Below are 24,293 nucleotides of genomic sequence, written 5' to 3' on the forward strand. Positions count from 1 at the left end.
TTCTGTCACTCCGTCGCCCTGACATATGATCGTGCGTCACGGCTCGCCTCATCCGGCCGGCTCCACGACGCGCAATCTGGCGCCGATCGGCTTGGGCATCTCAGCCGGTTGTTCTCTGTCCTCGCGCGTGGGCGGCAGGCGGACACCCTTCACCAACCCGAAGATCGCCGGGATCACGATCAGCGTCAGCAGCGTCGACGATATCATGCCGCCAATCATCGGCACCGCGATTCGTTGCATGATCTCCGACCCGGTTCCGGTGCTCCACATGATCGGCAGCAGGCCCGCCATGATGGCGACGACCGTCATCATCTTGGGACGGACGCGCTCGACCGCGCCCACCATGATGGCCTCGTGGAGATCCTGCCGGGTGAGGCCCCTGCCCTCGGCGCTGCACGCCGCTTTGATCTCGGCCAGGGCATGCTCGAGATAGATCAGCATCACGACGCCGGTCTCGGCGGCGACGCCGGCAAGCGCGATGAAGCCGACGGCGACGGCGACCGACATGTTGAAGCCGAGCCACCACATCATCCAGATGCCGCCGACCAGCGCGAAGGGCAGCGACAGCATCACGATCAGGGTTTCGGTCATGGCCCTGAAATTCAGGTACAGCAGCAGGAAAATGATCGTCAGCGTCACCGGCACCACGATCTTCAGGCGCGCCGCGGCGCGCTGGAGATATTCGTACTGACCGCTCCAGACCACGTAATATCCTGATGGGAACTGGATGCTGTCAGTCACGGCGCGTTGCGCATCGGCGACGTAGCTGCCGATGTCGCGATCGCGGATGTCGACGTAGACGTAGGTCGCGAGCTGGCCGTTCTCGGTCCGGATCGAGGTCGGCCCCCGCGCCGGCTCGACCTTCGCGACCTCGCCGAGCGGCACCGCGCCGCCTGCGGGCATCGGCACCAGGATATCGCTGGCGATCGCCTTGGGATTGTCGCGCAGGTCGCGCGGATAGCGCATGTTCACCGTGAACCGCTGCCGCCCCTCCACCGTCGTCGTGACGGTCTGGCCGCCGAGCGCCGCCGCGATGGTGTCCTGAACATCCTGGATCAGGATGCCATAGCGGGCGAGCGCCTCGCGATCCGGGACGATCTCGAGATAGTAGCCGCCGATGCCGCGCTCGGCATAGGCCGAGGAGGTGCCCGGCACCGTCTTGATCACCCGTTCGACCTGCTTCGCCAGCCGGTCGATCTCGACGAGGTCGGTGCCCATCACCTTGACGCCAACGGGGGTGCGGATGCCGGTGGACAGCATGTCGATGCGCGCCTTGATCGGCATGGTCCAGGCGTTGGAGACGCCCGGAAACTGCAGCGCCTTGTCCATTTCCGCGATCAGGCTGTCGATGGTGACGCCTTCCCGCCAAAGCTCCTTCGGCTTCAGACTGACCACCGTCTCGAACATCTCGGTCGGCGCCGGATCGGTCGCGGTCGCCGCCCGCCCCGCCTTGCCGTAGACCGATTCGACCTCCGGGAACGACTTGATGATGCGGTCCTGCGTCTGCATCAGCTCGGCCGCCTTGGTCACGGAGATACCGGGCAGCGTCGTCGGCATGTAGAGCAGCGTGCCCTCGTTCAGCGTCGGCATGAACTCGGTGCCGAGCTGCCGCGCCGGCCAGATCGTAACGGCGAGCACGACCAGCGAAGCCAGGATCACCGGCGTCTTGGCGCGCAGCACGCCCTTGATGACCGGGCGGTAGATAAAGATCAGGAAGCGGTTGATGACGTTTTTCCTCTCCGGCACGATCCTGCCGCGGACGAAGATCACCATCAGCGCCGGCACCAGCGTGACGGACAACAGGGCCGCGGCCGCCATCGCGAAGGTCTTCGTGAACGCCAGCGGGCTGAACAGCCGCCCCTCCTGCGATTCCAGCGTGAAGATCGGCATGAACGAGACAGTGATGATGAGCAGGCTGAAGAACAGTGCCGGCCCGACCTCGGATGCCGCGTCGATCAGGATCTGGACGCGCGACTGACCGGGCTCGGCGCGCTCAAGGTGCTTGTGCGCGTTCTCGATCATGACGATCGCGGCATCCACCATGGCGCCGATCGCGATCGCGATGCCGCCGAGGCTCATGATGTTGGATCCCAGGCCCAGCAGCTTCATGGCGCCGAACGCCATCAGCACGCCGACCGGCAGCATCAGGATCGCGACCAGCGCGCTGCGGACATGGAGCAGGAACACGATGCAGACGAGCGCGACGACGATACTCTCCTCGAACAGCGTGTGCTTGAGCGTGTCGATCGCCGAATAGATCAGGCCCGAGCGGTCGTAGACCGGGACGATCTCGACCGATTTCGGCAGGCTGCTCGCAATCTCCTTGAAACGCTTCCTGACGTTTTCGATGACGTCGAGCGCGTTGACGCCGAAGCGCTGCAGCACGATGCCGCTTGCGACCTCGCCCTCGCCGTTCAGCTCCGCAATGCCGCGCCGCTCGTCGGGTCCGAGCTCGACATTGGCGACGTCCCGCAGCAGCACCGGCGTGCCGTTGCTGGTCTTCAGGACGATGTTGCCGAGATCGTTGATGCTCTTGATGTAGCCCTTGCCGCGAATGACGTATTCGAACTCCGACAGCTCGACCGTGCGGCCGCCGACGTCGGCATTGCTGGCACGGATCGCCTCCCGGATCTTCTGCATGCTGATGCCGCGGTCGCGCATGCGCTGCGGGTCGAGCACCACGTTGTACTGCTTGACGAAGCCGCCGATGCTGGCGACCTCGGCCACGCCTTCGGCCTTGGCGAGCGCGAATTTCAGATTCCAGTCCTGGATCGTGCGCGTGTCGGCGAGGTTCAATTCTTTCGACATCACGGCGTATTGATAGACCCAGCCGACGCCGGTCGCATCGGGCCCGATGGTCGGGGTGACGCCGACGGGAAGTCGAGACGTGGCGCCGTTCAGGAACTCCATCACGCGCGAGCGCGCCCAATAGATGTCGGTGCCGTCCTCGAAGATCACGTAGACGAACGACACGCCGAAGAAGGAGAAGCCGCGCACCACCTTCGATTTCGGCACGGTCAGCATCGCCGTCGTCAAGGGATAGGTGACCTGGTCCTCGATCACCTGCGGCGCCTGGCCGGGATATTCGGTGTAGACGATGACCTGGGTGTCCGAGAGGTCGGGGATCGCATCCAGCGGGAGATGAAGCAGCGCGTAGAAGCCGGCGGCCGCCGCAAAGCCGGTGCCGAACAGCACCAGCAGCAGGTTGCGCGCCGACCAGGCGATGATGCGGGCGATCATTTGTGCTCTCCCGTCGCATGGCCGGCGTCGGAGGCTTGAGGCGCAGCCTCGGCAAAGCCTTTGAGCGCGGCCTTCAGATTGCTTTCCGCATCGATCAGGAAGTTGGCGGATGTGACCACCGCTTCGCCTTCGGCAAGGCCGTCGCGCACCTCGATAAAGCCGCCGCCGCGCCGGCCGAGCTTCACTTCCCGCGGCTCGAAGCGCCCGTCCCCCTTGTCGACGAGGACGGCCTGCCGCGTGCCGGTATCGAGCACCGCGCTGTCCTGGATCGCCAGGACAAGCGCGCTATCGGCCGTGTCGACGTCGGCATCGACATACATGTCCGGCAGCAGCAACGCTTCGGGATTGGCGAGCTCGATGCGGACGCGAACCGTCCGGGTTTCGCGGTTCACCTGCGGATAGATCACCGCGATCTTGCCGGTGAAGCTTCGGCCGGGGAAGCTGCGCGCGCGCACCGCGACGGACTGCCCGACCGCGATGTTGCCGAGATCGCGCTCGGCGACGTCGACCAGCGCCCAGACCAGCGAGGTGTCGGCGATGCGGAACAGCACGTCGCCGGGATTGGCGCGCATGCCTTCGATCGCGTTGCGCTCGAGCACGATCCCGTCGCGCGGCGCCGACCAATGGATGGTGACGGGCGCGACACGCGTTCTCTCCATCTCGGCGATCACCCGCTCGGGGACGTCGAGATTGATCAGCCGTTGCCGCGAGCCGCGGCCGTAGATCTCGACCCCGCCGACGGTCTTGGAGGTGATGGTCGCAAGATAGTCGGCCGCCGCGGAGGCGACCGCCGAGCTGTAGATCTCCATCAGCGGCTGGCCCGCCTTGACGCGGGAGCCGGTGGTGACGTCCGCGATCTTCTGCACGAAGCTCTCGGCCCGCATCGCGATCACCGAGACGCGGCGCTCGTCTAGTTGGATCGTACCGGGCGCCTTAACCAGGACCTGGACCGATCGCCGCGCCACCGGCTCGGACTTCACGCCGCTGCGCTGGATCTTGCCGGGCGACAGTTTCACCGTGCCGTCATCGGCGTCGTCGCCTTCGTAGACGGGGATATAGTTCATCCCCATCGGGTCCTTCTTCGGCACCGGCGAGGTGTCGGGCAACCCCATCGGATTGCGGTAGTAGAGGATTTTTCGCGATGAAGCCGCCTGCGGTGGCTTCGGCTCTGCCTGGGCGGCCTTGTCGTCATCGTAGACCGGCAGATAGTCCCGCCCGCGGTCGTCCTTCTTTGGCCCGGCGGACCAAAGCGGCGCGCCGCTCGGATCGCGATAGTAGAGCGGAGTCCGGTCCGCTGGCGCCGCAGCCGGGGTCACCTCGGCATGGACCGACCAGCGCCCCTCGTTCGAGAACCAGTACGCGCCAAAGGCGAGGCCACTGCCGAGAGCGAGAGTCGTCAAGAGACGCAACGTCTTCATGGTTGTTTCGCGCGCTCGGAGCGCGCGTCCATGTGAATGGGAAAGAGAAGTTCGGGCACCGTCCGACGGCGCCCGAAAGCTCACTTGATCGCCTTGACGATGACCTTGCCGGTGACCGTCTCAGGCTCGCCCTGCACCTTCGCCGAGAGCGTGACCTGATAGCGGCCGGCCATCGGCAGGTCCGTCCTGAAGGCGTAGACGCCCGGCTCTTTGGAGGGCAGTGGCGCGACCGCCGATTCCATCTCGGCCATGCCGTCCGGAGCCATGTCGACGCGCGTCTTGAAGATGACGGCATCAAGCACCGGCTTGCCGGTCTGCTTGTTGGTCAGGCGAACGGCGAGCGTGACGTCGTCGCCCTTCTTCATCTCGGGATTGACCGGCTCGAAAGCGTAATCGCCGGCACCCGCCAAGGCGACTGAAGCGGCGAGCGAAAGGGTGGCGGCAACAGCCGCGGTGCTGAACTTGGAAAGCATTGTCCTGTCCTCATGAATTGATCTCGACCGCGACGCTTGAATGCGCACATCAGTCATCGCCGCGCGGGGCGTGCCCGCGCGCGTCTTGAGAGATCAGATTCGAGGAGGCCGGAAGGGAGGACTGCCGCCGCGCGAGTCGACGACCTGATCGGCAGGAATAGCGGTTTCCGCTGCCGCGACGGCAAGGAATTCGAACGCCAGGGGACGAATGTCTGCCAGTGCGACGGTGCCGCCGACACAGCAGAAGCCCATCCCGCATTGGTAGCCGGTGTCGGAGCCCGTTCCCTTCATGTCGGGACAACAATCGTGCACCGACATATCGTCGTCGCCGCCGACCTGCATGGCCGCCTTCATGTCACCCGACGACATCGCGACGCCGGAAGCGGACGCGCCAGCCGGCAGCATCGCCAGGGAGATGGCGATGGCGAATGCCAGGATGGTCCGAACGATCCGCATGAAACGTGCTTTTAACCTTTTGGATACCTTTGGGAACCGCAACGTTGCCTGAGTACCATAGTCTGCGGCCGAATGCATTCTTTGATCAAAGTCAAGCATTCGTGACCGAGGCTCCGAGGCCTGTCAGGCCGACCGCCCGCATCCTGCCTCGCCTATTGCGACTTCGGTACCAGCTCGCCGGACCGCGCCGTCCGCGACCATAGCAAGGCGAGCGGGCCGAGCGCGATCCCGGCCGCGAGCACGATGAAGGCCAGCAACCAGCCCTCTGCACTCTGGGGGCCGCCAGCGGCATCGAGGGCAACCCCGGTTCCCCAGGCTCCGATCGCCGATAGGCCGAACCCGACGGTCGAATGCAGGGCGAGAGTCGCCCCGCGATGCTCCGAGACAGCCGCGGCCGACATCCCGGCTGTCAATGCACCGGAATCCGCTGGCACTGTCAGGCCATAGATCATCAGCAGCAGCGCCAGCACCCATGCTGGAGCCGTCGCATTCAGGCCGATGACGAGGGCAACGCAAGCCGAGGCGATCATCACCACCGTGATCGCCCGATGTCGCCCGAATTTCAGTGCGGCCTCGTTGCCGAGGATGCTGGCCGGCATGGAGATCACTGCAAAACAGAAGCTCATCAGGACCGGGCTCAGCCACGAGGGCGCGCCCTGATGCGCCACGACGAAGGTCCAGAAGCCGACCAGCCAGGTGCGAATGCCGTAGAGCTCGAAGCAATGCGCGCCGTAGCCGAATATGTAACCGAGTGCCTCGCGGTTGGCGAAAACGGGCGCAAAGTTCAAAAGGCGTCCCGCTCTTGGAGCGGGACTGCGGCTCTCGATCAAAAGACACGCGACCACCATGGCGATGGGACCGATGCCGGTCACGTAAAACGCGGTCCGCCATCCCCAGCCGTCCGCGATGACTTGCGCGATCAGGAACGACAGGCCGACGCCCACCGAGAAGCTCGACGTGTAGAGCGTGACCGCCCGCGAGGTGTCGCCGACGGGCAGCCGGTCGGTCAGCGCCTTGAGCCCGGGCATGTAGGCACCGGCAAAACCAAGGCCGGCGAGCGACCAGATGATGGTCCCCGACCAGAACCCTTCCGCGAAGATGCCGAACGCGACGGTCGCAAGTCCGCTGACGACAGAGCCGCAGAGGAGCACGAGCCGTGCGTCGATGCGATCGGTCAGCGTCGTCAGCACGGGCACCGCCAGCATGTAGCCAAACGCGTAGCCGCTCGCCATCATGCCGCCCTCGGCGGCGGACAACCCCCACGCCGGCATCAGATGCTGGGCCAGATTCGCGGACAACGTCACGTGCGGCAGCAGATTGCCGAGCTGGCCGATACACATCACCGCAATCAACGGCCGGCCGCGCAAGCTACGAATGTTCTCCTCCCATCGGGCAGGAACTCATGCCGTCTGATCCCCACGAAGCAGCAGAAGCGCGAAGAACGCGGAGACCGAGGCCAGCGCGCCGATCCAGAGCGCGCTGCTGCCGAGATGCTCCACCATCAATCCCAGCGCAAGCGGCGCGAAAGCCCCCGTTGCCCTCGAAGGCAGCGAAATCATCCCGACCCGCCTGCCGAACCCGACCGGCCCGAACAGCGCCAACGGCAGCGTACCGCGGGCAATGGTAATGATGCCGTTACCGGCGCCGTACAGCACCGTGAAGACGGGTGCGAGCCAAGGGCCGCCCGCGACCAGAGCAAGCACCCCGATCGGATTCATGAGCATGGCGAGCCTCGCCGACAGCAGCGGATGAAACCGGCCAAGCCATCCTGCTTCCAGAAGGCGGGCGCCGACTTGTGCCGGTCCGACCAATGCTCCTGCCAGCAACGCCTGTGCCGGCGTGGCGCCGAACGCAACCAGCATGGTGGGCAGAATGGCCGAGACTCCGGAGCTGACAAAACTCGCGGCCGCAAACATGTACGCCAGCAATATCATTGCGAAGGTTTCGCTCTGACCGCCGGATTGCTGGCTTGCGCCTGTGGTCGATCCGGCCTCCTGCAATGGCGCGGCCCGGGGCAGCGCAAGGTTGAGCGGCAAGGCAAGACCGATGTGGATCACCGCCCAAAGCTGACAGGCCGCGCGCCAGCCGTACTCCGTGGCGAGCCACATCGTGAGCGGCCAGCCGAGTGTGCTGGCGAAACCGGCGATCAGGGTAATGCCGGTGATCGTTCGTCGCGCATTGGCGCCGTAAATGCGCGCAAGCGTCGCGAACGCCGCTTCATAGAGGCCCATGCCCATGCCGATCCCGAGCAGGACCCAGGCTGCGATCAGCACCGCGACGCCATAGGCCGCGGACAGCAGCAGCAAGCCAGCGGCGAAAACGAGGTTTGAGACGGCAAGCATGCTGCGCCCACCGAACGTATCGATTGCGTGCCCAACGCGCGGACCAAGCAGGCCGGAGATGACGAGCGCTCCCGATAGCGCGCCGAACACGTAAGTCGGCGCAAGTCCGAGATCGTCCGCGATCGGCGCGGCCAGGATCGCAGGAAGATAGTAGCTCGACGCCCACGCGATGGTCTGCGCGCTGCCGAGCGCGATGACGACGGTGAGCGGGCCCGCAGTGCCTCGGCTCATGAGCAACCGCACCCCGCACCGCCCGCCTTCTTCGCGGATTCATCGGCGGCACAGCAGGCCGAAGGTTCGGCCTTGGCCGGGCCGCCGCAACATCCCGCTGCGGCGGCGGACTCCACGCCGGCGCGTGTGCAGACGCCGGTCTCCGGGAGCACGAGCTCGACCCGTGCCGCGGCCTTCTTGTCGCCGGCGATGTCGGCGACGATCGATCGGACCTGCTCGTATCCAGTCATCATCAGGAAGGTCGGCGCACGTCCGTAGGATTTCATGCCGGCGAGATAAAAGCCCGGCTCATCATGCGCCAGCTCGCGCGCGCCGTGAGGCCGCACCGTTCCGCAGCTATGCTCGTTGGGGTCGATGAGCGGCGCGAGCGCGAGGGGCGCCTCGATCGCCGGATCGAGCCGCAGCCGCAGCTCGGACAGAAACGAGAGATCAGGCCGGAAGCCGGTCGACACCACCAGCTCATCCGCAATCACACTCCGCGCAGCCGAGCCGGCGCCTGCCGAAATCCTGAGGCGGCCTTCGATCTCCGAAATGTGAGTGACAGCGAAGCCGGTCTCGACCGCGATCTTTCCGGCAGTCACGAGCGCGGCGAAGGCTGAGCCCAGCTCGCCGCGCGCGGCAAGCTTGTCGTTGCGGCCGCCGCCAAAGGCCTTTGCCGGATCGTCCCCGCGCAACAGCCAAACGGGCCTGGTGCCGGGCGCCCACTCGGCGAGCTGCGCGAGATCAATCAGCGTGCCCAGCGCGGAATGGCCCGCACCGAGCACGGCGACGGTCTTACCGGCGTATCTGCTGCGAGCGGAGCCGCGCACAGCCGGCATGCCATAGGCGATGCGGCCGGCGCATTCGCGTTCGCCGAGCGCCGGCAGACCGTTGCTGCCGGCGGGATTGGGCGAGAACCACGTGCCGGAGACGTCGATGACGGCATCGGCGCGCAGCACTTCGTCGCCTTTGCCGTTCTGGTAGCGGATTTCGAACGGCGCCTGGTCCCGCCCCTTCGTCTTCGCCTTGTCGAAGCCGGCGCGGCTGATCGCCGTGACGCGGCTCGAGGTCCGGATCGTCTCGCGCAGCGGCGTTCGCGTTGCCAGCGGCGCGAGATAGCGCTCGATCAGTTCGCCGCCGGTCGGATAGGAGCTTGGATCCGGCGAATTCCATCCCGTCGGCGCAAGCAGGCGCGCCGCGGCCTTGTCGACGTTATATTCCCACGGCGAGAAGAGCTGGACGTGCTGCCATTGCCGTACCGCATGCCCGGCCTCGGGTCCGGCTTCGAGCACGACAGGGGACATGCCGCGTTCGAGCACATGAGCGGCGGCCGCGAGGCCGACCGGCCCCGCCCCGATGATGGCTACTGTCTTGTCCATTCCGAACTCTCCATCCTTCTAGAATTATGGAATAACTGATCAAATGAGTCAGGCTGCGGTCTGCGCAGCCTTGCATCCCGCTTCTTCCGCACAGCACTCCGCGGCCAGGAAATCGACCAGCCCGCGCATGGCGTCGAAATTGGCGCGGCAGATCAGGGTGGTCGATTCCCTGATCTGACTGACCAATCCGACCGAGACCAGCGTCTTGATGTGGTGCGACAACGTCGAGGCCGGGACCTTCAGCTTGTCCTGCAAGCGGCCGACCGGCATGCCCGCGTGCCCGGCCCGGACCAGCGCGCGATAAATCTGCAGGCGGGTCCGATTCCCCAGGGCTTCCAGGCGTGCTGCTGCGTCGTCGATCTTCATGCGCGACATGATGCGCCCGTGCGCATCAATCGTCAAACCATATTTCTAGAATATTGGAAATTACCGCTCACTCCATGGACCGGAGGTTTCCAGATTGACTTGCCCCCTATAATTCCATAAATCTGGATATATGGAAACAGAGCAAGCCGTCCTGGCGCTCGCCGCGCTGTCTCAACCGACCCGTCTGGAGGCGTTCCGGACGCTGGTCAGGCACGAGCCTGACGGTCTTGCGGCCGGCGATCTCGCCCGCCTGTTGGAAGTCCCGCAAAACACGCTGTCGGCGCATCTGTCGATTCTGAGCCGCGCCCGCCTCGTGTCCTCCGAGCGGCACAGTCGCTCGATCGTCTACCGCGCCAATCTCGGCGAATTCCGCGACGTCGCGCTCTTCCTGCTGCGCGATTGCTGCGGCGGACGGCCGGAGGTTTGCGAGCCCGTCGTCGAGACCTTGCAATCGTGCTGCTCGCCAAAACGAAAGGAGCGAGCCGGCTGATGGACAGTTTCGATCTCCCGCGGCGCCTCGCGGCTGAAGCGCTCGGCACGGGTATTCTCGTCGCCACCGTGGTCGGCTCCGGCATCATGGCGGAAACGCTGACCAAGGACGTCGCCCTTGCGCTGCTCTGCAACACCTTGCCGACCGGGGCCATCCTGGTTGTCCTGATCACGGTGCTCGGTCCGATCTCCGGCGCACATTTCAATCCCGCAGTGACGCTCGTCTTCACCGGCAAGCGCGAGCTGCCGGTCAACGAGGCCGCGCTTTACGTGATCGCGCAGATCGCTGGCGGCATCGCGGGAACGCTGGCGGCGCATCTGATGTTCGGCCTGCCGCTGCTCGACCTCTCGACGAAGGTCCGAACCGGAGGGCCGCAATGGTTCGCCGAAGCGGTCGCTGCGTTCGGGCTGGTCGCGACGATCCTGGCCGGCATCCGGTTTCAGCGGACGGCCATCCCCTGGCTGGTCGGCCTTTACATCACGGCCGCCTATTGGTTCACGGCTTCCACGTCGTTTGCCAACCCTGCGGTGGCCATCGCAAGGTCGCTGACGAACACGTTCGCCGGCATTCGCCCCGCTGACCTGCCCGGATTCATCCTCGCGGAACTCTGCGGCGCCTTCGCGGGCATGCTGCTGATGAACTGGTTGCTCGGCCGCTCACGCGCGTCCGCCTCGGTCGCAATCACGGAGACAGTTCGATGACCGTCACGATCTATCACAATCCCGCCTGTGGCACCTCGCGCAACACGCTGGCGATGATCCGGCAGAGCGGCGTCGAGCCTGATGTCATCGAATATCTGAAGACTCCACCCTCGCGGGACAAGCTCAAGGAACTGATCGCGAGCATGGGCATTCCGGTCCGCGCGCTGCTGCGCGAGAAGGGAACGCCTTACAAGGAGCTCGGCCTGGACGACCCCAAATGGAGCGATGAGCAGCTCCTCGATGTCATGATCGCCCACCCTATCCTCATCAACCGGCCGATCGTGGTGACGCCAAAGGGCACGCGCTTGTGCCGGCCGTCGGAAGCCGTGGTCGATCTCCTGGACAATCCGGTTGGCCGGTTCGTGAAAGAGGACGGCGAGGTGGTGGAAGCGCGCTAGGCCTGAAGGCGCGCCGTGAGACAGATGCAGTCGAGCTAGCCCAGCAAGCCCTTCAATCCCGCATAGATCGAGCCGACGCCGGTCGCGGCAACGCCGGCGAGCGGCCCCGCGGTCTGCATGAGGTCCTGTATCAAGCGGGCACGACGGCGCAGCTGTTCCTCGCCGACATGCTGCCCGAGCAGCCGCGCCACCCTGAATGCGAAAGCGTTCGGCTTGCCTCCCTGCGTCAGCACACGCGGCAGGATCTGGAAGATCACGACGCTGAGAATGTTGCCGGAGACGAAGGCGAGCAGGATGCTCGCGCCATATTCGAACACTTCACGCCATTCGATCCAGATCGTCGGAAGGATCGGAACATGGTCATGGATCCCCGTAACCGTCAGCATTGACAGGACGCTGACGGCCGCTGCCAGGAACGCCAGCACGAACGCCGTCAGGGCGGACACCCGGTGCAACGGATAGGCCACGAAGCCGAACAGCAGCGGTATGGCGATCGATGCAATCCGGAGCGGGATGGGGGACACGTTGAAGGTGATGGTCACGAGCACATGCGCGATCACCAGCAGCAGGGCTGGAATGACCACATAAAGCACCGCATGCGTTCCGTAATAGCGCAACGGATTGTTGTAGCGCTCCAGACGGACGTTGACGCGATCGAGATCCCGCCTGAGCTTGTCCAGCTCGGCAACGATCTCGTCGATCTCGAGGAGCGTCGGTCGCACGACGCGCAAGTCGCGCGAACAATGCTTGCACGCGATGGCTTCGTCCTTGATCGTCTCGGCGCAGAACGGACATTCCATCGCTAGCGCGACTTCCCTCGCCTCATAATGGCTTCGATCTCGCCTCTGGCCCGCTTCAGTTCATCGCGCAGATCCTCGCGCTTGCGCAAGAGATCGTCGCGCTCGGCAAGCAACGTGGCGGGAACGGCGATGTCGCGCCCGCACGAGGCGCAGACCAGCGCACCCTCGGCATTTTCCGACCGGCAGTAGAGGCACGCCACTTGCGAGTTCACCTGCGAGCTCACTTGGGCGCAACCTTCAGGGTGAAGACGGTCGTGCCCGGCCGGCCATCGCTGTCCTTGATGTCGACACGCATCGTGTACTCGCCCGGCGGCAACTCCGCATCCTGCATGTTGATGCCATCTGGCTGCACGAAGGGCCTGACCCGAGGCGTCAGGTCGACGTTCGGCGTTCGGAGGAAGATCACCTTGACCGATTCCGGATCGATCTTGGCCCCGCCATAGGACTGGAATTTCAACACCAGCCGCAGAGGAGAATTCGCGGGAGCGCCCGGCGAGACGAACTCGATCTTCGGGCCGCGCATGATGCCGCGCTGATCGACGGCGACCGCGCCCTTGGGAGGCGGCAGCTTGGCCTCCTCTTCCGTGATCAATGGCGCGGCGCGCGAGGATCCCGCGGCCAACAGACCTGCAACCACCAGAGCCAGTAGAGCATTCCGCTTCATTTTCCTTGCCCCCTTTCCCATTCGTCAACGCAAGCCGCCATCGCCGATGATCGTGTAAGGCGCCCAGAACAGCGGATGCGCATAGGCAAACTCGGTCTTGCCCTCGCTGTTGAGATAGCCGGGACCATCGACAAGAGCCATCGTCGCCTGGCGCAGCGCTTCGCTGCGCGACAGCTTGGGATCGTCGGCCTGTCGCTTGAACAGGTCCGTCACCAATTGCCGCGCCGACTGGGAGTGCACCGACCAGTTCGTCACCAGCAGGGCGCGCGTGCCGGCGTAGAAGAACGCGCGGCCCAGCCCGGAGGCCGCCTCGGCCCCTGCGCCTGCGCCGGCGCCGGTATTGCAGGCCGACAGGACGACCCAGTCCGCATCGAGCTTGAGACCGAGAATCTCTTCCATCGTCAGCAGTCCGTCGCCGCCCTCGCCCGTCACCACCGGCGACGACAGAGCGAGCGCCGGCTGCGTCAGCCCGTTGAGTTCGCCCGGGACCAGACCGTGGGTCGCAAAGGCCAGGATCCTGAAGCCGGAGAGATTCATCGTCTTCACCGCGCTCTCGGTCGCGCTCTTGCCGAGGAACAGCACCTTCGAGGGATCCGCCTGCAAGGCCAGCGCGATCGACTTCAACTCATCGGCGGTATCGGGAAGCCGAGGCAGCAGACCGAGTTCGGCGCTATCGACGCCGTCGAGCTTGGGACTGTTGCGCCGCTTCAGCGGCCCGCCGCGCGTGATGTTGCCGCCGGCATCCGCAAGCTGAATCTTCTCACCCGTGCCTTCCGCCTCGGCGTGCTGATCGCTGTTGAAATAGGGATCGCCGAACGCTACGAGGTCGCCGCGGCCGGGCTTGCCGGGCGGCAACTGCCGCAGCGTGCGCAGCGCCGCCGCCGACGGCACCGTCGACACGGCATGGGTTCGCGCCAGCCACGGCACGTTGCGATAACCGACGAAGAGCGGGTCTTCGTCGGCGGCCACCTCCGCCGGTGCCGTCGGCAACAAGGCGAGCGGCAGCAGGCCCAGCGCACCGTTGGTGACAACGATCAGGTTCTTGGCCGGCTTCCAGCCGCTCTCGACCGGCTTGAGCAGCAGCTCGTACAACTCATGGCCGAGCTTGAGATCGAACGGTGGAATGTCCGAGATCATCGCCGCCTGCGGCTCGAGCGCCTCGCGCAGCTTGCGGATCTTGCTCTCGATGTCGCCGATCCTGGCCTGGACGGCGGCGAATGCCACCGGCCCCGACTTCGGCACGGCCCAGACGAAGCTGCCGTTCTGGCCGAAATAGAACGACAGCATGGCCTCGCCGTCGGTCAGCGTCGCGCGGATCTCGGCGACGCTCGGCGGCCTGGGCGAGACGAGATCGGCATAGATCGGGAATTTCTGCTTGATCTCCTGGCGCGCCTTGTCGCGCTGGCCGCGCAACGCCGCGATCGAGGCCTGTATCTGCTGCACGCCTTTCTCGTCGCGTTCCGCTGCGGGAAGCGCGAGCACGTTGTTAAGCGTACCGAGCTGGGCGTTGACCTGCTTGCTCAGATCCTGCTCCTTGCGCACGAGCTCGGCGAGCGCGGGATCCTTTGCCGCCGCACGCGCACTCGAGGCAGCCAGCGCCTGCTGCACCGAGCGGCCGCGGACGGCATCGGCCAGGCTGAATGTCTCTTCGCCGACATTGGTGCCGCCTCCTTCCACCCTGCCGAGCAGCAGCAGATAGCTCTCGACGATGGTCTGCAGCCGCTGGCTGCGCGCGGCCACCACGGTCGTGTTCTCGTCGTCGGCGTTATCGTTGGCGCTCGCCATCATCACCGGAATGGCGGCCTTGAACTCCCTGATCGCGTCGGCATCGCGGCGGGCGCGCATCAATCCGACCGCCAGCGTGCCGCGTGCCGAGGCGGCGTCGAAATGATTCTCCCCCACCCGCGCGATCTGCCTCTTCACGAGCTGCTCCGCGGCGGCAATGCCGGCGTCCAGCTGCCCGGAATCATAGAGGGACAGGATGCGAGAGGGATTGAGCTCGAACACCTGGCGGCGCTGCGGGTCCCAGCCGGCGACGGCCTTTTCTATCCTCGCAAACATTTCGCCCGCTTCGGCGTTCTGGCGGCGAAGCGTCAGGATGCCCGCAAGCTGCGACAGCAACTGCACCGTCGCCTGCGAATCCTCGAGCACACCCACCGTCTTGTTGATGTCGAGGGCGACACGGCCGAGCTTCTCGGCCTCTTCGTAGCGGCCCTGGTCGACCAAAATGCCCGCCAGCCCCATGACGAAGCGCGGCGTGACCGGATTGTACTTGCCGGTATCCTTCAGGCGCGACAGCAGCGCGCGGCGCGCATCCACCTCGGCCTCGGCCAGCTTGCCCTGCTTCGCCTTCATGCGCGCCTGGCTCAACACGGTGCCATCGATCGCCTGCAGCAGAAGGGTCTCGGCCGGCGCACTGTCCGACGCCATGATGGCCTTCGTGCTTGCGCGCTTGCGCAGCTCGGCGGTGCGATAGGCGGCCTCGGCATCGGCGAACTGTCCGCGTGCCTCGAAGATCGCGGCGCGAGTGAGCTCCAGCTCGCCTTCCCAGCTCTGGCCGAACTTCGCATAGGCCGCACGCCAATTGGGATGGCCGCTGGTGCGGGCCTCCTGGATCGCGGTCTGGGTGCGGCGGAGATAGGCTTCGGCCTGTGCGAGGTCGCCCATCTGGATGAGAACGACCGCGATCCCGCGGTTCGTCACGAACTGAAATCCCTTGGCGCCGGGCATGCTGGCCGATTCGCGCAAAAGTCTTTGCATGATCTCGAGCGCGCGCTTCGGATCGCCCGCGAGCGAGTGTTGCAGGGACTGGAGCTGCAACATGCGCCCCAGCAAATTCGGGCCGACGGCGCCGCGCCCGACCTCCACGGCCTTGTCGGCGTCAGCCATCGCTTCGGCGAGCCGGCCGAGCTGCGCGCGGGCATTGGCGCGATCGAAATAGAGCTGCGCGAGGTCCTGGCGGGACTCCTTGCCCGTGGGCACGGCGTCGGCCTCCGACTTCAATTCCGCGATCATCTTCTCGTTGGGCTTGTCGCCGTCGAGGATCGCCGTGATGTCGGAGATGCTGCGCGGCGGGGCGACGAAATCCTTCGGCAGTGCCGTGCCTGCCTCGAGCTTGGGCGCCGTTTCCTTGGGAAGCTCGACGGCGACATTGGCGCGGCCATTGGCGGCATTGAGCGCCGCCATGACACAGGCCCTGACCTGCGGCGTTGCTTTTGCCCGGCAGGCTTCGAGATTTGCGCCTCCGGCAGGTCCGCCGCCGGCGCGCATGCAGGCCTGCACGATCGGCTTGCCGACCCTCATCCGGCAATTCTCGAGCGCTGCTTCCTTGGTCAGCGCGGCCGCGGAGCCAGTCGATCCGAGCAGAATGGCAACTGCCAACAGGCGGCCCGAGGAAATGTCCAGACGGCTCTTGCGCGGATGCGCGGCGTTTAAGCTCATCTCGAAGGACCTTTGGATAAAATGAATTCGAAGAAACGATGCGATCCTATCCGGCCGGCGCGGAAGGACAAGGGCCATCAATGCGGTTCCCGGAGAACCTCAACCAGGTGGGCGGCGGCAGGCGGCGCACTCCCGTGGAACCGGTCAGGCGGCCCGGGGAATCGGGCCGATCGGCCGCGGGGCGGCCGCGCTCAAAGGGCTGAGGACCCGTGCTTAGCCCTTCGAGACCACCGCGCGACCATAGGGCGGTTGCCCCTGGACCGGCGGATTGGCGGTCTGGGCGGCGAGCTCGCCGATCAGGCGGTCGGCATCGGCGGCCATGCCGTCGGGGGCCTGGATCACCAGGCGCTCCAGCGCCCAGCGATAGGACGAGATGCGCTGCTCCAGGCATTGCTGCACCCACTGGATGATCAGCGAGTTCTCCTGCATGCGCGCGACCGCGTCGTCCCTCTCCCTCGGGGACAGCGCGGAGACCCGCGCCATGCTGGCATCGCGCTTCCTGTCGAGATCGATGACGCGGATCGCGGATGCGAAGAACGGCTCGAAGCGGGTGATGTCGTTGCGCACGTCCTCGATCAGCTGCGCATAGCGCGAGGAATGCGAGCGGTGCGGCTCGTCGATCAGGGTGCGCCCGTACATGGTGCGGTCGAACACGACCTTCTGCCGCCACGGCGAGGGCAGCGCCTTGTAGTCGCCGAACACGCTCTTCCATGCGGGGCGCGACAGCGGCGGCTCGATCATGGGATAGGCGAGATCGCGAAGCTGGCGCTCTTCGTCGGTGAGCTGGAATTGCGATGGTCTCAGGCCGACGCTGGAGGTGACCTCCGCACCGAGCCAGCGATGCATGTCGTCGCTGCGCATGCTCTCGCGGGTGCGGCCGAAGTCGCCGCCGCTACACGCCGCGAGCAACGCGCCTAGCAGCGTGAGCAGGACGGCCGATAGGACAGGCCGGATCTGGCGGATGACGTCCGGCATTGCATGAAGCCGGATGTCAGCGGCGGCGACGACGGCGCCCCGGCGCTGTGCCCTGCTCCGGTCCGCGATCGCCGCTGGTTTCGTCCGCCTCGCGCTCGATTCGAATCACGGGAAGGATCAGAACCGTTCCCATGTCTGCGCGCGGAGCGACATCCCCGGACGAGCCCACCCGGCGACCGGCCGGAAATTCGATGATGGTCCCCATGTCAGCTCTCTTCAATTGCCGCGCGACCGAACGCGCCCCAGCAACATGCATTCATTAAGATCAGCTCATGGTTAACGGGGTGTAAACGGGCCGCTTCAACCGTAGCCGCACGGACCGCGCCGCGCCGTCCCGTTGCGGCACGACAACGCCTCAAATTGCAGGGCCGGCTTCACGCCTCGTTTTCCTTAACGAGGCTTTAAACGAAGCTGCGCTAGGCTCGCCCCCAAGTATCTTTCCCGAGTTGCGTACGCCTCCATGACCAAGTCGCTGTTTCCCGGATTCGACGGGCTGATGACCCTGTCCCGTCGCGAAGGTGTCGATGTCCGTCCGACGCTGCTGCGCGTGCTGACCGACCTCTATGTCCAGACGAGCACCCACAGCGACGACGAGCAGCGGCAATTCGTCGAGCTCGCCACGCGGCTGATCGACCAGGTCGACGATGCGACGCGCGCAGCCGTCAAGGCCCGCCTCGCGGTCTATCCGCAGACGCCCGTCCCGATCCTGCAGAAGCTCGGCCTGGTCGCCACCCAGGAAGGCCGCAGGGTTCCACTGGCCCGGGAGATCCCCGCCCCGCCGCGCGCGTCTGCTCCGGCGCGCGTGCCGACCGAGGCCGAGCAACGCATGGCCGCCAACTTGGCGATGCAGCCGAAAGAGGCGGCCGAGATCCACGACATGTTCTTCCGCGCCGGCGCCTCCGAGCGCGCGCTGATCCTGCACAATCTGGCGCAGACCCCGCTGAAAGCCGCCCCCCGTATTCCGACCGTGCGCGCCAAGCGCGCGATCCAGATCCTGGAGATGGCGGCGATCGCGGGCGATATCGAAAGCTTCACCTTCGAGCTCGGCGACAGCCTGATCCTGCCCTCGCGCGTCGCAGCCCAGATCGTCGACGATGCCGGCGGCGAGGCGCTTGCCGTTGCCGCACGCGCGCTCGACATGCCGAGCCCGGTGTTCCAGCGCATTCTCTTGTTCTTCAAGCCGGAGATCGGAACGTCCGTGAACGCCGTGTACCGCCTGTCGCGGCTCTATGACCGTCTCGCCGAGCGATCGGCGCTGGTGATGCTGGCGGCCTGGCGCGGCTCGACGCTCGCGGTCACCCGCGCGAAGTATCAGTCCTCGCTGCATGACGGGGAGCGCCAGCGCGCACGCGCCGGCGCGAGCCAGACGCGGCCGGGCGTGCAGCCCGGCTCGAGCCCGGCGGTGCGGACGGGGACTAATCCGTCGGATCGCTGATTTGCTTACGCCGCCTCAGCGAGCGGCAGCGGTGAGGCACGCAACGAACTCCAACCCCGTCATTGCGAGCAATGACGGTTGAGGCTACGCCTTGGCCAATTCCAGAAAATGCCGGCCCGCGCGATCCTCGGTCTCGACGATCCAGGCATCCGGATCGAAGCGGATTTCCTTGGTCAGCCGCTCCTCGATCGTGTGATCCGGCAGAGGCTGCGGCGCGACAGGGACGAAAAAGCGGTCGACCGGCCGGCCGTCGTCATAGACGGTCTGCGGCGCCGGCGCATACAGCATGGCATGGCCGTCGAGCAGCGACACCTTGACGAACACCGCGCCTGCCTCCTCGGCACCGCGACGCCGCACGGCGCCGAACACGCCCTCGGTCTGGCACCGGCGCAAGTAAGCCGCCACCCAAATATTGGATTTCAAACGCATGAATTCGACGATAGGCCAGTGCGAGGCCTCACGCCAGCTTTACGTCTCACGCCTTGCGCGTGCCGTCCTGACCACCGCGAATCTGCGTTGCGATGAAGTATGACAGCGGCATAGCGAGTGCAAATCCTACCGCCACGGCATAGGGAATGTTCCTGATGGCGTCGGCGGCGAAGCTCGGGACCATCAGCACCACGATGAGGCTGATGCCCGCCAGCGTCGTGCCGAGCATGATCCAGACGAGAATCGAGACCTTGAACATGACGACTTCTCTTCCTTGATGAGATGAGCCATCTTGTTCCTGCGGCCGCCGGCCGTCATTGATCCCACTCAAATCGCAATCGTATCGGATCCGGTCCATCGTGCCGGCGCCGGCAATTGACCTGCGTCAACGACACTCGACGTGCGGCTATTCGACCGGGCGGCCGATCGCAGCGGCGAGCTCGCGCAGCAGCCGGTCCGAGACCTGGCCGGTGACCTGCATCTTGTGCTCGCGCTCGAACTTCTGGATCGCGGCCTGGGTCTCGCCGCTCATGGTGCCCGTGATCTTCAGATTGCCGTAGCCGTATTCGGACAGCGCGCGCTGCACGCCGGCAATGCGGCGTGCGGCCGGGCTTTGCGCCGGGATCGGCGCCGGCGGACGCAGGGCCGCGGGCGGCGTCGAGGTGGTCGCCTTGACCAGATTGGTCATCGGATCATTCGAGCGCGTCGAGGCGGTCGCCTCGACCGGCTTTTCGGCAGCACGCTCGGCGGGCTTGGGCTCGGCAGGCTTAGGCTCGACACGGAACTCGGTCGCGCGCGGCTCGAGCGGCGAGGTATCGGCGCCGACGGGGCGCGGACGCGGCATGGGATTCGACAGCGGCACGGACGACGGCGCGGGAAGATTGATCACCGTGCCGAACATCGGCGCGGGATGCCGGCCGGTCTGGAGGAACAGCGCATTGGCAACGATCGCGGCGATCGCGGCGACGGCGACGAGGCCGGCCAGCGTGTCCTTGGGGCTGTGCAGCAGCACGCGCATCACGAGGTTGCGCTCGGTCTCGACGTCGACAACCGCAGCTTTGGCGCCACGGCGGCGCGGAGCGGCTTCGTCCTTGGCAGACTTCTTAGGCACTTTTCTTCACCAGAGCGGGTTGGTCCTGAGACTGGTCGTGAGCTTGGTCTTGAAGATCCTGACCTTGAAGTTCTTGGCGCAGCACAGGCGTCAGCGTCGCAATCTTGCGCTCGGCCGGCTTGGCTTGCGGCGGCGTGTAGACGAGCGGCAGCTTGACGGTGACCGCCGTGCCCTCGCCCAACCTGCTTTGTACCGTCAATTCGCCGAGATGCAACGCCACGAGACTCTTCACGATCGAAAGTCCAAGGCCGGTGCCCTCGTGACGGCGCTGATAGGTCGTGCCGGCCTGGAAGAACGGCGCGCCGATGCGCTTGAGATCGTCGGGCGCGATGCCGACGCCGGTGTCGCTGATGCGCAGCGTCAGCTGCGAGCCGGACACCGCGGCCGATACGCAGACCTGACCGCCGCGCTCGGTGAACTTGATGGCGTTGGCGACGAGGTTGAGCACGATCTGCTTGAAGGCCCTGGGATCGCCAGTCATGACGGGCAGGTCCTGCGGCGCGTCGGTGATCAGGTCGATGCCGTTCTCCCGCGCCTTCAGCGCCAGCAGATTGCAGCAATGCAATAGCGAAGCGCGCGGCGCGAACGGCTCGGACGCGATCTCGAAATTGCCCGATTCCATCTTCGACATGTCCAGGATGCCGTTGACGACCGACAGCAGGTGCTGGCCGGAATCGTTGATCAGCTGGGCGTATTCCTTGCGCTGCGCAGCACCCAGCATCAAGGCCTGCTCCTGCGCGATCATCTCGGAGAAGCCGATGATGGCGTTGAGCGGCGTGCGCAGCTCGTGGCTCATGGTGGCGAGGAAGCGCGTCTTGGCGGCATCGGCCGCCTCGGCGGCGCTGCGCGCCTGGTCCAGCGCCTGCTCGAAAAGCTTGCGGTCGGTGACGTCGCGCATCACCGCGACGACTTCGGCTTCGCACGTGACGTCACGCGCGCTGTCCTGATCGAGCGGACGGCAGCGCATCTCGACCCAGATGAAATCGACCTGGCCGCGCTCGGCGGCGGGCTCGCGCCGCAGCCTGAACTCGACGCTGCGCACCTCGCCGCGCGCCGCGTCGGACAGTGCCGTGAGATAGGCCGGCCGATCGGCGACATGGACACGGTCGAACAGGCCGTGGCCGAGCAGTTGCGCCACCTGCGCTCCGAGCATGGCCTCCACCGCCGGCGAGATGAATTGCACCGCACCGTTGCGCTGATGCCGCGAGATGACATCGCTCATGTTGCGCGCCAGCAGGCGGTAACGCTCCTCCTCGCGCGACAACAGCGCGACGCTGGTGCGCGCGAGCGATTCCGCGCCGAAGGCGAGGCCGGCGGCATAAAGAGTGGCAGACGTGACCCCGAAAGCCATCAGCACGCCGCGCTCGGCGGCACTCGGCTCAACCACCGGCAGCCAGCCGAGCTGGCTGACCAGAATCAGCATTCCGGCGCAGGACAGCGCAAGCAGCGAGGCAAACGCCGCGACGCGGCGCGAGGCCGACAGCGCAGCTTCGAGCGGAACCACGATCAGCCAGACCGCGGCGAAGGATTCGATGCCGCCTGTCGTGATCGCGACAGCCATGATCAGGCCGGCGAGCGCCAGCGACGACAGCACGTGTGCGCCCTCGTAACGGCCGGTGCGCGACAGGAACCAGGACAACATGATCGGCGCGATCAGCCAGGCAAAGGCCGCGACCTCGATCGCGCTCGGCGCGCCGCGCATGGCGAGATAGACCGGAAATGCAGCGAAGGCGGCAAGGCTGCCGAGCAGCCGCGGTGCCATGAAGGCGCGATGGCGCGCGCGCATCAGCGCATCGTAGCGCGCGGAGGGATGCAGCAGTGCATCGAGACAATCGCGGATGATACTCAAAACTGTCACGGGTCTCGCGCTTCGGCTCAATCGTCTCTTGGAAGACGCGCCGGAACGCCTCCTTGTCGTTGAGCCACCGTGTCAGAGCGACCTTAAACGAGTGCTAAGGCGGCACAGCGTGTGGCCGGACACCGCGTTATCGCGGAGCTTTTTAGACGATTTGGCGACGTCTTCGCTGCGAATGGTGAACGCGGGGTTTCACCCTGCTCCGCATGGTTTCGAATTGGTGGATGCGGGCGGCCGGCAGAACCATGGGTACGGGCGTCAATCGAAAATTTACCGGAACGTCGCTCCCGAAGAATCTTGCGTCAATTTTCCGCGAATTAAGCTCAAGGCAATCACTTGCGATTTATCGAGGATCGCTAGGTCCGACATCCGCGGGAGATCGCCGCGGGCGGAGTCTAACGGACAGGTCGATAAGATGCGCTTTCTGCTCCGCATCACATTCTGGCTCGGGCTGGTGCTGGTGCTCCTGCCGCGGGACAAGACGCCCGAATCGGACAAGCTGCCGCAGATCGGCGCCGCCGATGCGGTGCAGGCCGCGACCGCGGCCGTTTCCGACGTGACCCAGTTCTGCAAGCGCCAGCCGGCGGCCTGCGAGGTCGGCGGCCAGGCCGCGACCATCATCGGCCAGCGCGCCCAGGACGGCGCGAAGAAGCTCTATCAGATCATCAACCACAAGAAGGAGCAGATCACCAACGACAAGATCGACGGCGGCAGGAACGACGGCAGCAAGACCGATAGCAAGAAGGCGCCCGACCATACCGGCTCGATCGCGCTGGCCGGCGAAGGCGATCTTGCAGCGAGCGAGACGCCGCGCGATACCCTGACCCAGGACGACCTTGCGCTCGAATGGCGCGGACCGGCGCCGGCGAATTAGCGTCCAGGCCCTATCGATTTCAGGGCTTCGCGTCTCTATATTGGCGGTAAGCGGGAACTGCGGGCCGATATGACGACGATCGACGACATCAGGGATAATTTCGAGCTTCTGGACGAGTGGGACGACCGCTACCGGTACGTCATCGAGCTCGGCCGCACTCTGGAACCGATGCCGGAGGCGGAACACTCGGCCGAGAACAAGGTGCAGGGCTGCGTCAGCCAGGTCTGGCTGCAGAAGACGGTCGATCGCAGCAATGGCGAGCCGGTCCTGAAATATCGCGGCGACAGTGACGCCCATATCGTGCGCGGGCTGGTCGCGATCGTGCTCGCGCTGTATTCGGGCCGCACGCCGCGGGAGATCCTCAATACCGACGCGATCGCCGTGTTCAACGAGTTCGGCTTTCGCGATCATCTGACGCCGCAGCGCTCCAACGGCCTGCGCTCGATGGTCGAGCGCATCAAGACCGATGCGAGAGAGGCGCTCGCGGAAGCGTCGTAAGATGCTCTCGTAGGGTGGGCCAAGCGGAGCGTGCCCACCTCCTGTGTATAATGAAAACTCGTGGGCACGGCGCTTTGCGCCTTTGCCCGCCCTACAAGACCCCGACTACTTCCGCTTCCGCTGCTGCTGCCCGAGCCCCATCTGCTTGGCCAGTTGCGAGCGCGCCACCGCATAGTTCGGGGCGACCATGGGATAGTCGGCCGGCAAGCCCCACTTCTCGCGGTACTGCTCCGGCGTCATGTTGTACTGCGTGCGCAGATGGCGCTTCAGCGACTTGAAGCGCTTGCCGTCTTCGAGGCACACGAGATAATCGGGCGCGATCGACTTCTTGAGCGAGACGGCGGGCTTGGCCGGCTCCAGCGGCGCGGTCTCGGTGCGGCCTGACGAGACCCGCACCAAGGCGCCATGCACCTGACTGATCAGGTTCGGAATCTCGGCCGCCGGCGTCGGATTGTTGCTCAGATAGGCCGACACGATGCTCGCGGTCAGCTCGATGAAATTCTTCGCCCCCGCATCCGACATGCGCCCTCCCTTGTCCGCTTGTGGCTTACAGGATTGACGACACCGAAGTATTCCCTGTCAAGAATACATTCGGCTGAAACACGATGACTGACGGCGAGGCACTGATTACTGGTGAAAAGCGCCCGTCTACTTGAGCGCGCGGTCGCTTCAACCGCGCTGGTCGAGATGGGCACGGAGCTCGTCGATCGAGGCAAAGCGCATCATGCCCTCCGGCAT

General features: G+C 65.6%; 25 protein-coding genes. 6 read left to right on the forward strand and 19 right to left on the reverse strand.

Annotated features, from left to right (window positions below; all coding sequences use genetic code 11):
* Nucleotides 1-48: 48 nt before the first annotated feature.
* The 8 genes from XF30_RS27315 to XF30_RS27350 all read right to left on the reverse strand — a co-directional run bounded on the left by XF30_RS27315 (nt 49) and on the right by XF30_RS27350 (nt 9,884).
* Nucleotides 49-3,240: an efflux RND transporter permease subunit gene (locus tag XF30_RS27315; RefSeq protein ID WP_109144387.1), complete on the reverse strand. Its 3,192-nt coding sequence runs from the start codon at nt 3,238-3,240 to the stop codon at nt 49-51.
* The gene (locus XF30_RS27320) at nt 3,237-4,658 is read right to left on the reverse strand and encodes an efflux RND transporter periplasmic adaptor subunit (protein WP_109144388.1); all 1,422 of its coding nucleotides are present in this window, start codon (nt 4,656-4,658) and stop codon (nt 3,237-3,239) included. Before XF30_RS27320 ends, XF30_RS27315 begins: the two co-directional genes overlap by 4 nt.
* An 80-nt stretch (nt 4,659-4,738) precedes the next feature.
* A complete protein-coding gene (locus XF30_RS27325; RefSeq protein WP_109144389.1) occupies nt 4,739-5,131 on the reverse strand; it encodes a FixH family protein in 393 nt (130 codons plus the stop codon).
* Between the two features lie 93 nt (nt 5,132-5,224).
* Nucleotides 5,225-5,686 (reverse strand): hypothetical protein, encoded by a 462-nt coding sequence (locus tag XF30_RS27330; protein WP_306469147.1) that lies wholly within the window; start codon nt 5,684-5,686, stop codon nt 5,225-5,227.
* 53 nt (nt 5,687-5,739) lie between these two features.
* Nucleotides 5,740-6,927 (reverse strand): MFS transporter, encoded by a 1,188-nt coding sequence (locus tag XF30_RS27335; RefSeq protein ID WP_109144390.1) that lies wholly within the window; start codon nt 6,925-6,927, stop codon nt 5,740-5,742.
* Between the two features lie 60 nt (nt 6,928-6,987).
* Nucleotides 6,988-8,160 carry an MFS transporter gene (locus tag XF30_RS27340; protein ID WP_192893269.1) on the reverse strand — a complete coding sequence of 391 codons (1,173 nt, stop codon included), beginning with the start codon at nt 8,158-8,160 and terminating at the stop codon, nt 6,988-6,990.
* The gene (locus XF30_RS27345; protein WP_109144392.1) at nt 8,157-9,518 is read right to left on the reverse strand and encodes an NAD(P)-binding domain-containing protein; all 1,362 of its coding nucleotides are present in this window, start codon (nt 9,516-9,518) and stop codon (nt 8,157-8,159) included. Before XF30_RS27345 ends, XF30_RS27340 begins: the two co-directional genes overlap by 4 nt.
* A gap of 48 nt (nt 9,519-9,566) precedes the next feature.
* Entirely contained in the window at nt 9,567-9,884 is a 318-nt protein-coding gene (locus XF30_RS27350) for an ArsR/SmtB family transcription factor (protein ID WP_109145872.1), read from the reverse strand.
* Nucleotides 9,885-10,014: 130 nt separating this feature from the next.
* On the opposite strand from XF30_RS27350, the gene XF30_RS27355 reads away from it, so the two are divergent.
* From XF30_RS27355 to arsC, 3 genes are read left to right on the forward strand one after another with little or no spacing between them, the layout of a single operon-like run.
* The gene (locus tag XF30_RS27355; protein ID WP_036005887.1) at nt 10,015-10,374 is read left to right on the forward strand and encodes an ArsR/SmtB family transcription factor; all 360 of its coding nucleotides are present in this window, start codon (nt 10,015-10,017) and stop codon (nt 10,372-10,374) included.
* Nucleotides 10,374-11,075: an aquaporin gene (locus XF30_RS27360; RefSeq protein WP_036005890.1), complete on the forward strand. Its 702-nt coding sequence runs from the start codon at nt 10,374-10,376 to the stop codon at nt 11,073-11,075. The genes XF30_RS27355 and XF30_RS27360 overlap by 1 nt, the downstream gene beginning before the upstream one ends.
* Nucleotides 11,072-11,473, forward strand: a complete 402-nt coding sequence (gene arsC, locus XF30_RS27365) for an arsenate reductase (glutaredoxin) (protein ID WP_036005892.1) — start codon at nt 11,072-11,074, stop codon at nt 11,471-11,473. The genes XF30_RS27360 and arsC overlap by 4 nt, the downstream gene beginning before the upstream one ends.
* Nucleotides 11,474-11,508: 35 nt before the next feature.
* Here the strand turns inward: arsC and XF30_RS27370 are convergent, their stop codons facing one another.
* From XF30_RS27370 to XF30_RS27395, 6 genes are all read right to left on the reverse strand, one after another.
* On the reverse strand, nt 11,509-12,273 hold the full coding sequence (locus XF30_RS27370) for a hypothetical protein (RefSeq protein WP_109144393.1): 765 nt from the start codon (nt 12,271-12,273) through the stop codon (nt 11,509-11,511).
* Between the two features lie 2 nt (nt 12,274-12,275).
* Complete coding sequence (locus XF30_RS27375) at nt 12,276-12,485, reverse strand: hypothetical protein (RefSeq protein ID WP_036005954.1); 210 nt, start codon at nt 12,483-12,485, stop codon at nt 12,276-12,278.
* Nucleotides 12,486-12,493: 8 nt separating this feature from the next.
* Complete coding sequence (locus XF30_RS27380) at nt 12,494-12,937, reverse strand: hypothetical protein (protein ID WP_057027189.1); 444 nt, start codon at nt 12,935-12,937, stop codon at nt 12,494-12,496.
* A 24-nt stretch (nt 12,938-12,961) separates the two neighbouring features.
* Nucleotides 12,962-16,378 carry a CHAT domain-containing protein gene (locus XF30_RS27385; protein ID WP_109144394.1) on the reverse strand — a complete coding sequence of 1,139 codons (3,417 nt, stop codon included), beginning with the start codon at nt 16,376-16,378 and terminating at the stop codon, nt 12,962-12,964.
* A 213-nt stretch (nt 16,379-16,591) separates the two neighbouring features.
* Nucleotides 16,592-17,353, reverse strand: a complete 762-nt coding sequence (locus tag XF30_RS27390) for a hypothetical protein (RefSeq protein ID WP_036023191.1) — start codon at nt 17,351-17,353, stop codon at nt 16,592-16,594.
* A gap of 16 nt (nt 17,354-17,369) precedes the next feature.
* Entirely contained in the window at nt 17,370-17,558 is a 189-nt protein-coding gene (locus tag XF30_RS27395; protein WP_036005903.1) for a hypothetical protein, read from the reverse strand.
* Between the two features lie 255 nt (nt 17,559-17,813).
* On the opposite strand from XF30_RS27395, the gene XF30_RS27400 reads away from it, so the two are divergent.
* A complete protein-coding gene (locus XF30_RS27400) occupies nt 17,814-18,788 on the forward strand; it encodes a DUF2336 domain-containing protein (RefSeq protein ID WP_036005905.1) in 975 nt (324 codons plus the stop codon).
* Nucleotides 18,789-18,872: 84 nt separating this feature from the next.
* Here XF30_RS27400 and XF30_RS27405 read toward each other — a convergent pair whose 3' ends face one another.
* The 4 genes from XF30_RS27405 to XF30_RS27420 form a co-directional block, all read right to left on the reverse strand.
* Nucleotides 18,873-19,217, reverse strand: coding sequence for a DUF1491 family protein (locus tag XF30_RS27405; protein WP_036005907.1), 345 nt, complete (start codon nt 19,215-19,217; stop codon nt 18,873-18,875).
* Nucleotides 19,218-19,263: 46 nt separating this feature from the next.
* Entirely contained in the window at nt 19,264-19,476 is a 213-nt protein-coding gene (locus tag XF30_RS27410) for a hypothetical protein (protein WP_024339804.1), read from the reverse strand.
* A gap of 147 nt (nt 19,477-19,623) precedes the next feature.
* The gene (locus XF30_RS27415; protein WP_036005910.1) at nt 19,624-20,328 is read right to left on the reverse strand and encodes a peptidoglycan-binding domain-containing protein; all 705 of its coding nucleotides are present in this window, start codon (nt 20,326-20,328) and stop codon (nt 19,624-19,626) included.
* A complete protein-coding gene (locus XF30_RS27420) occupies nt 20,321-22,186 on the reverse strand; it encodes a sensor histidine kinase (protein ID WP_057027184.1) in 1,866 nt (621 codons plus the stop codon). Before XF30_RS27420 ends, XF30_RS27415 begins: the two co-directional genes overlap by 8 nt.
* Nucleotides 22,187-22,598: 412 nt before the next feature.
* On the opposite strand from XF30_RS27420, the gene XF30_RS27425 reads away from it, so the two are divergent.
* On the forward strand, nt 22,599-23,057 hold the full coding sequence (locus XF30_RS27425) for a DUF5330 domain-containing protein (RefSeq protein WP_109144396.1): 459 nt from the start codon (nt 22,599-22,601) through the stop codon (nt 23,055-23,057).
* A 69-nt stretch (nt 23,058-23,126) separates the two neighbouring features.
* Complete coding sequence (locus tag XF30_RS27430; protein WP_057027182.1) at nt 23,127-23,555, forward strand: SufE family protein; 429 nt, start codon at nt 23,127-23,129, stop codon at nt 23,553-23,555.
* Between the two features lie 105 nt (nt 23,556-23,660).
* Here the strand turns inward: XF30_RS27430 and XF30_RS27435 are convergent, their stop codons facing one another.
* Nucleotides 23,661-24,077 carry a Ros/MucR family transcriptional regulator gene (locus tag XF30_RS27435; RefSeq protein ID WP_036005917.1) on the reverse strand — a complete coding sequence of 139 codons (417 nt, stop codon included), beginning with the start codon at nt 24,075-24,077 and terminating at the stop codon, nt 23,661-23,663.
* Nucleotides 24,078-24,293 lie beyond the last annotated feature (216 nt).

This window comes from Bradyrhizobium sp. SUTN9-2 (assembly GCF_003122645.1).
Classification (GTDB): domain Bacteria; phylum Pseudomonadota; class Alphaproteobacteria; order Rhizobiales; family Xanthobacteraceae; genus Bradyrhizobium; species Bradyrhizobium yuanmingense.

Excerpts from the sequence above, each read along its gene's own strand:
- XF30_RS27315 (WP_109144387.1), bottom strand. The coding sequence starts at position 3,240 with ATGATCGCCCGCATCATCGCCTGGTCGGCGCGCAACCTGCTGCTGGTG.
- XF30_RS27435 (WP_036005917.1), bottom strand. The coding sequence starts at position 24,077 with ATGTCGGATGCGGGGGCGAAGAATTTCATCGAGCTGACCGCGAGCATC.
- XF30_RS27325 (WP_109144389.1), bottom strand. The coding sequence starts at position 5,131 with ATGCTTTCCAAGTTCAGCACCGCGGCTGTTGCCGCCACCCTTTCGCTC.
- XF30_RS27395 (WP_036005903.1), bottom strand. The coding sequence starts at position 17,558 with ATGGGGACCATCATCGAATTTCCGGCCGGTCGCCGGGTGGGCTCGTCC.
- XF30_RS27350 (WP_109145872.1), bottom strand. The coding sequence starts at position 9,884 with ATGAAGATCGACGACGCAGCAGCACGCCTGGAAGCCCTGGGGAATCGG.
- XF30_RS27400 (WP_036005905.1), top strand. The coding sequence starts at position 17,814 with ATGACCAAGTCGCTGTTTCCCGGATTCGACGGGCTGATGACCCTGTCC.
- XF30_RS27405 (WP_036005907.1), bottom strand. The coding sequence starts at position 19,217 with ATGCGTTTGAAATCCAATATTTGGGTGGCGGCTTACTTGCGCCGGTGC.
- XF30_RS27335 (WP_109144390.1), bottom strand. The coding sequence starts at position 6,927 with ATGTGTATCGGCCAGCTCGGCAATCTGCTGCCGCACGTGACGTTGTCC.
- XF30_RS27425 (WP_109144396.1), top strand. The coding sequence starts at position 22,599 with ATGCGCTTTCTGCTCCGCATCACATTCTGGCTCGGGCTGGTGCTGGTG.
- XF30_RS27320 (WP_109144388.1), bottom strand. The coding sequence starts at position 4,658 with ATGAAGACGTTGCGTCTCTTGACGACTCTCGCTCTCGGCAGTGGCCTC.
- arsC (WP_036005892.1), top strand. The coding sequence starts at position 11,072 with ATGACCGTCACGATCTATCACAATCCCGCCTGTGGCACCTCGCGCAAC.
- XF30_RS27385 (WP_109144394.1), bottom strand. The coding sequence starts at position 16,378 with ATGAGCTTAAACGCCGCGCATCCGCGCAAGAGCCGTCTGGACATTTCC.
- XF30_RS27355 (WP_036005887.1), top strand. The coding sequence starts at position 10,015 with ATGGAAACAGAGCAAGCCGTCCTGGCGCTCGCCGCGCTGTCTCAACCG.
- XF30_RS27340 (WP_192893269.1), bottom strand. The coding sequence starts at position 8,160 with ATGAGCCGAGGCACTGCGGGCCCGCTCACCGTCGTCATCGCGCTCGGC.
- XF30_RS27345 (WP_109144392.1), bottom strand. The coding sequence starts at position 9,518 with ATGGACAAGACAGTAGCCATCATCGGGGCGGGGCCGGTCGGCCTCGCG.
- XF30_RS27410 (WP_024339804.1), bottom strand. The coding sequence starts at position 19,476 with ATGTTCAAGGTCTCGATTCTCGTCTGGATCATGCTCGGCACGACGCTG.
- XF30_RS27360 (WP_036005890.1), top strand. The coding sequence starts at position 10,374 with ATGGACAGTTTCGATCTCCCGCGGCGCCTCGCGGCTGAAGCGCTCGGC.
- XF30_RS27390 (WP_036023191.1), bottom strand. The coding sequence starts at position 17,353 with ATGCCGGACGTCATCCGCCAGATCCGGCCTGTCCTATCGGCCGTCCTG.
- XF30_RS27370 (WP_109144393.1), bottom strand. The coding sequence starts at position 12,273 with ATGGAATGTCCGTTCTGCGCCGAGACGATCAAGGACGAAGCCATCGCG.
- XF30_RS27380 (WP_057027189.1), bottom strand. The coding sequence starts at position 12,937 with ATGAAGCGGAATGCTCTACTGGCTCTGGTGGTTGCAGGTCTGTTGGCC.
- XF30_RS27430 (WP_057027182.1), top strand. The coding sequence starts at position 23,127 with ATGACGACGATCGACGACATCAGGGATAATTTCGAGCTTCTGGACGAG.
- XF30_RS27330 (WP_306469147.1), bottom strand. The coding sequence starts at position 5,686 with ATGCTTGACTTTGATCAAAGAATGCATTCGGCCGCAGACTATGGTACT.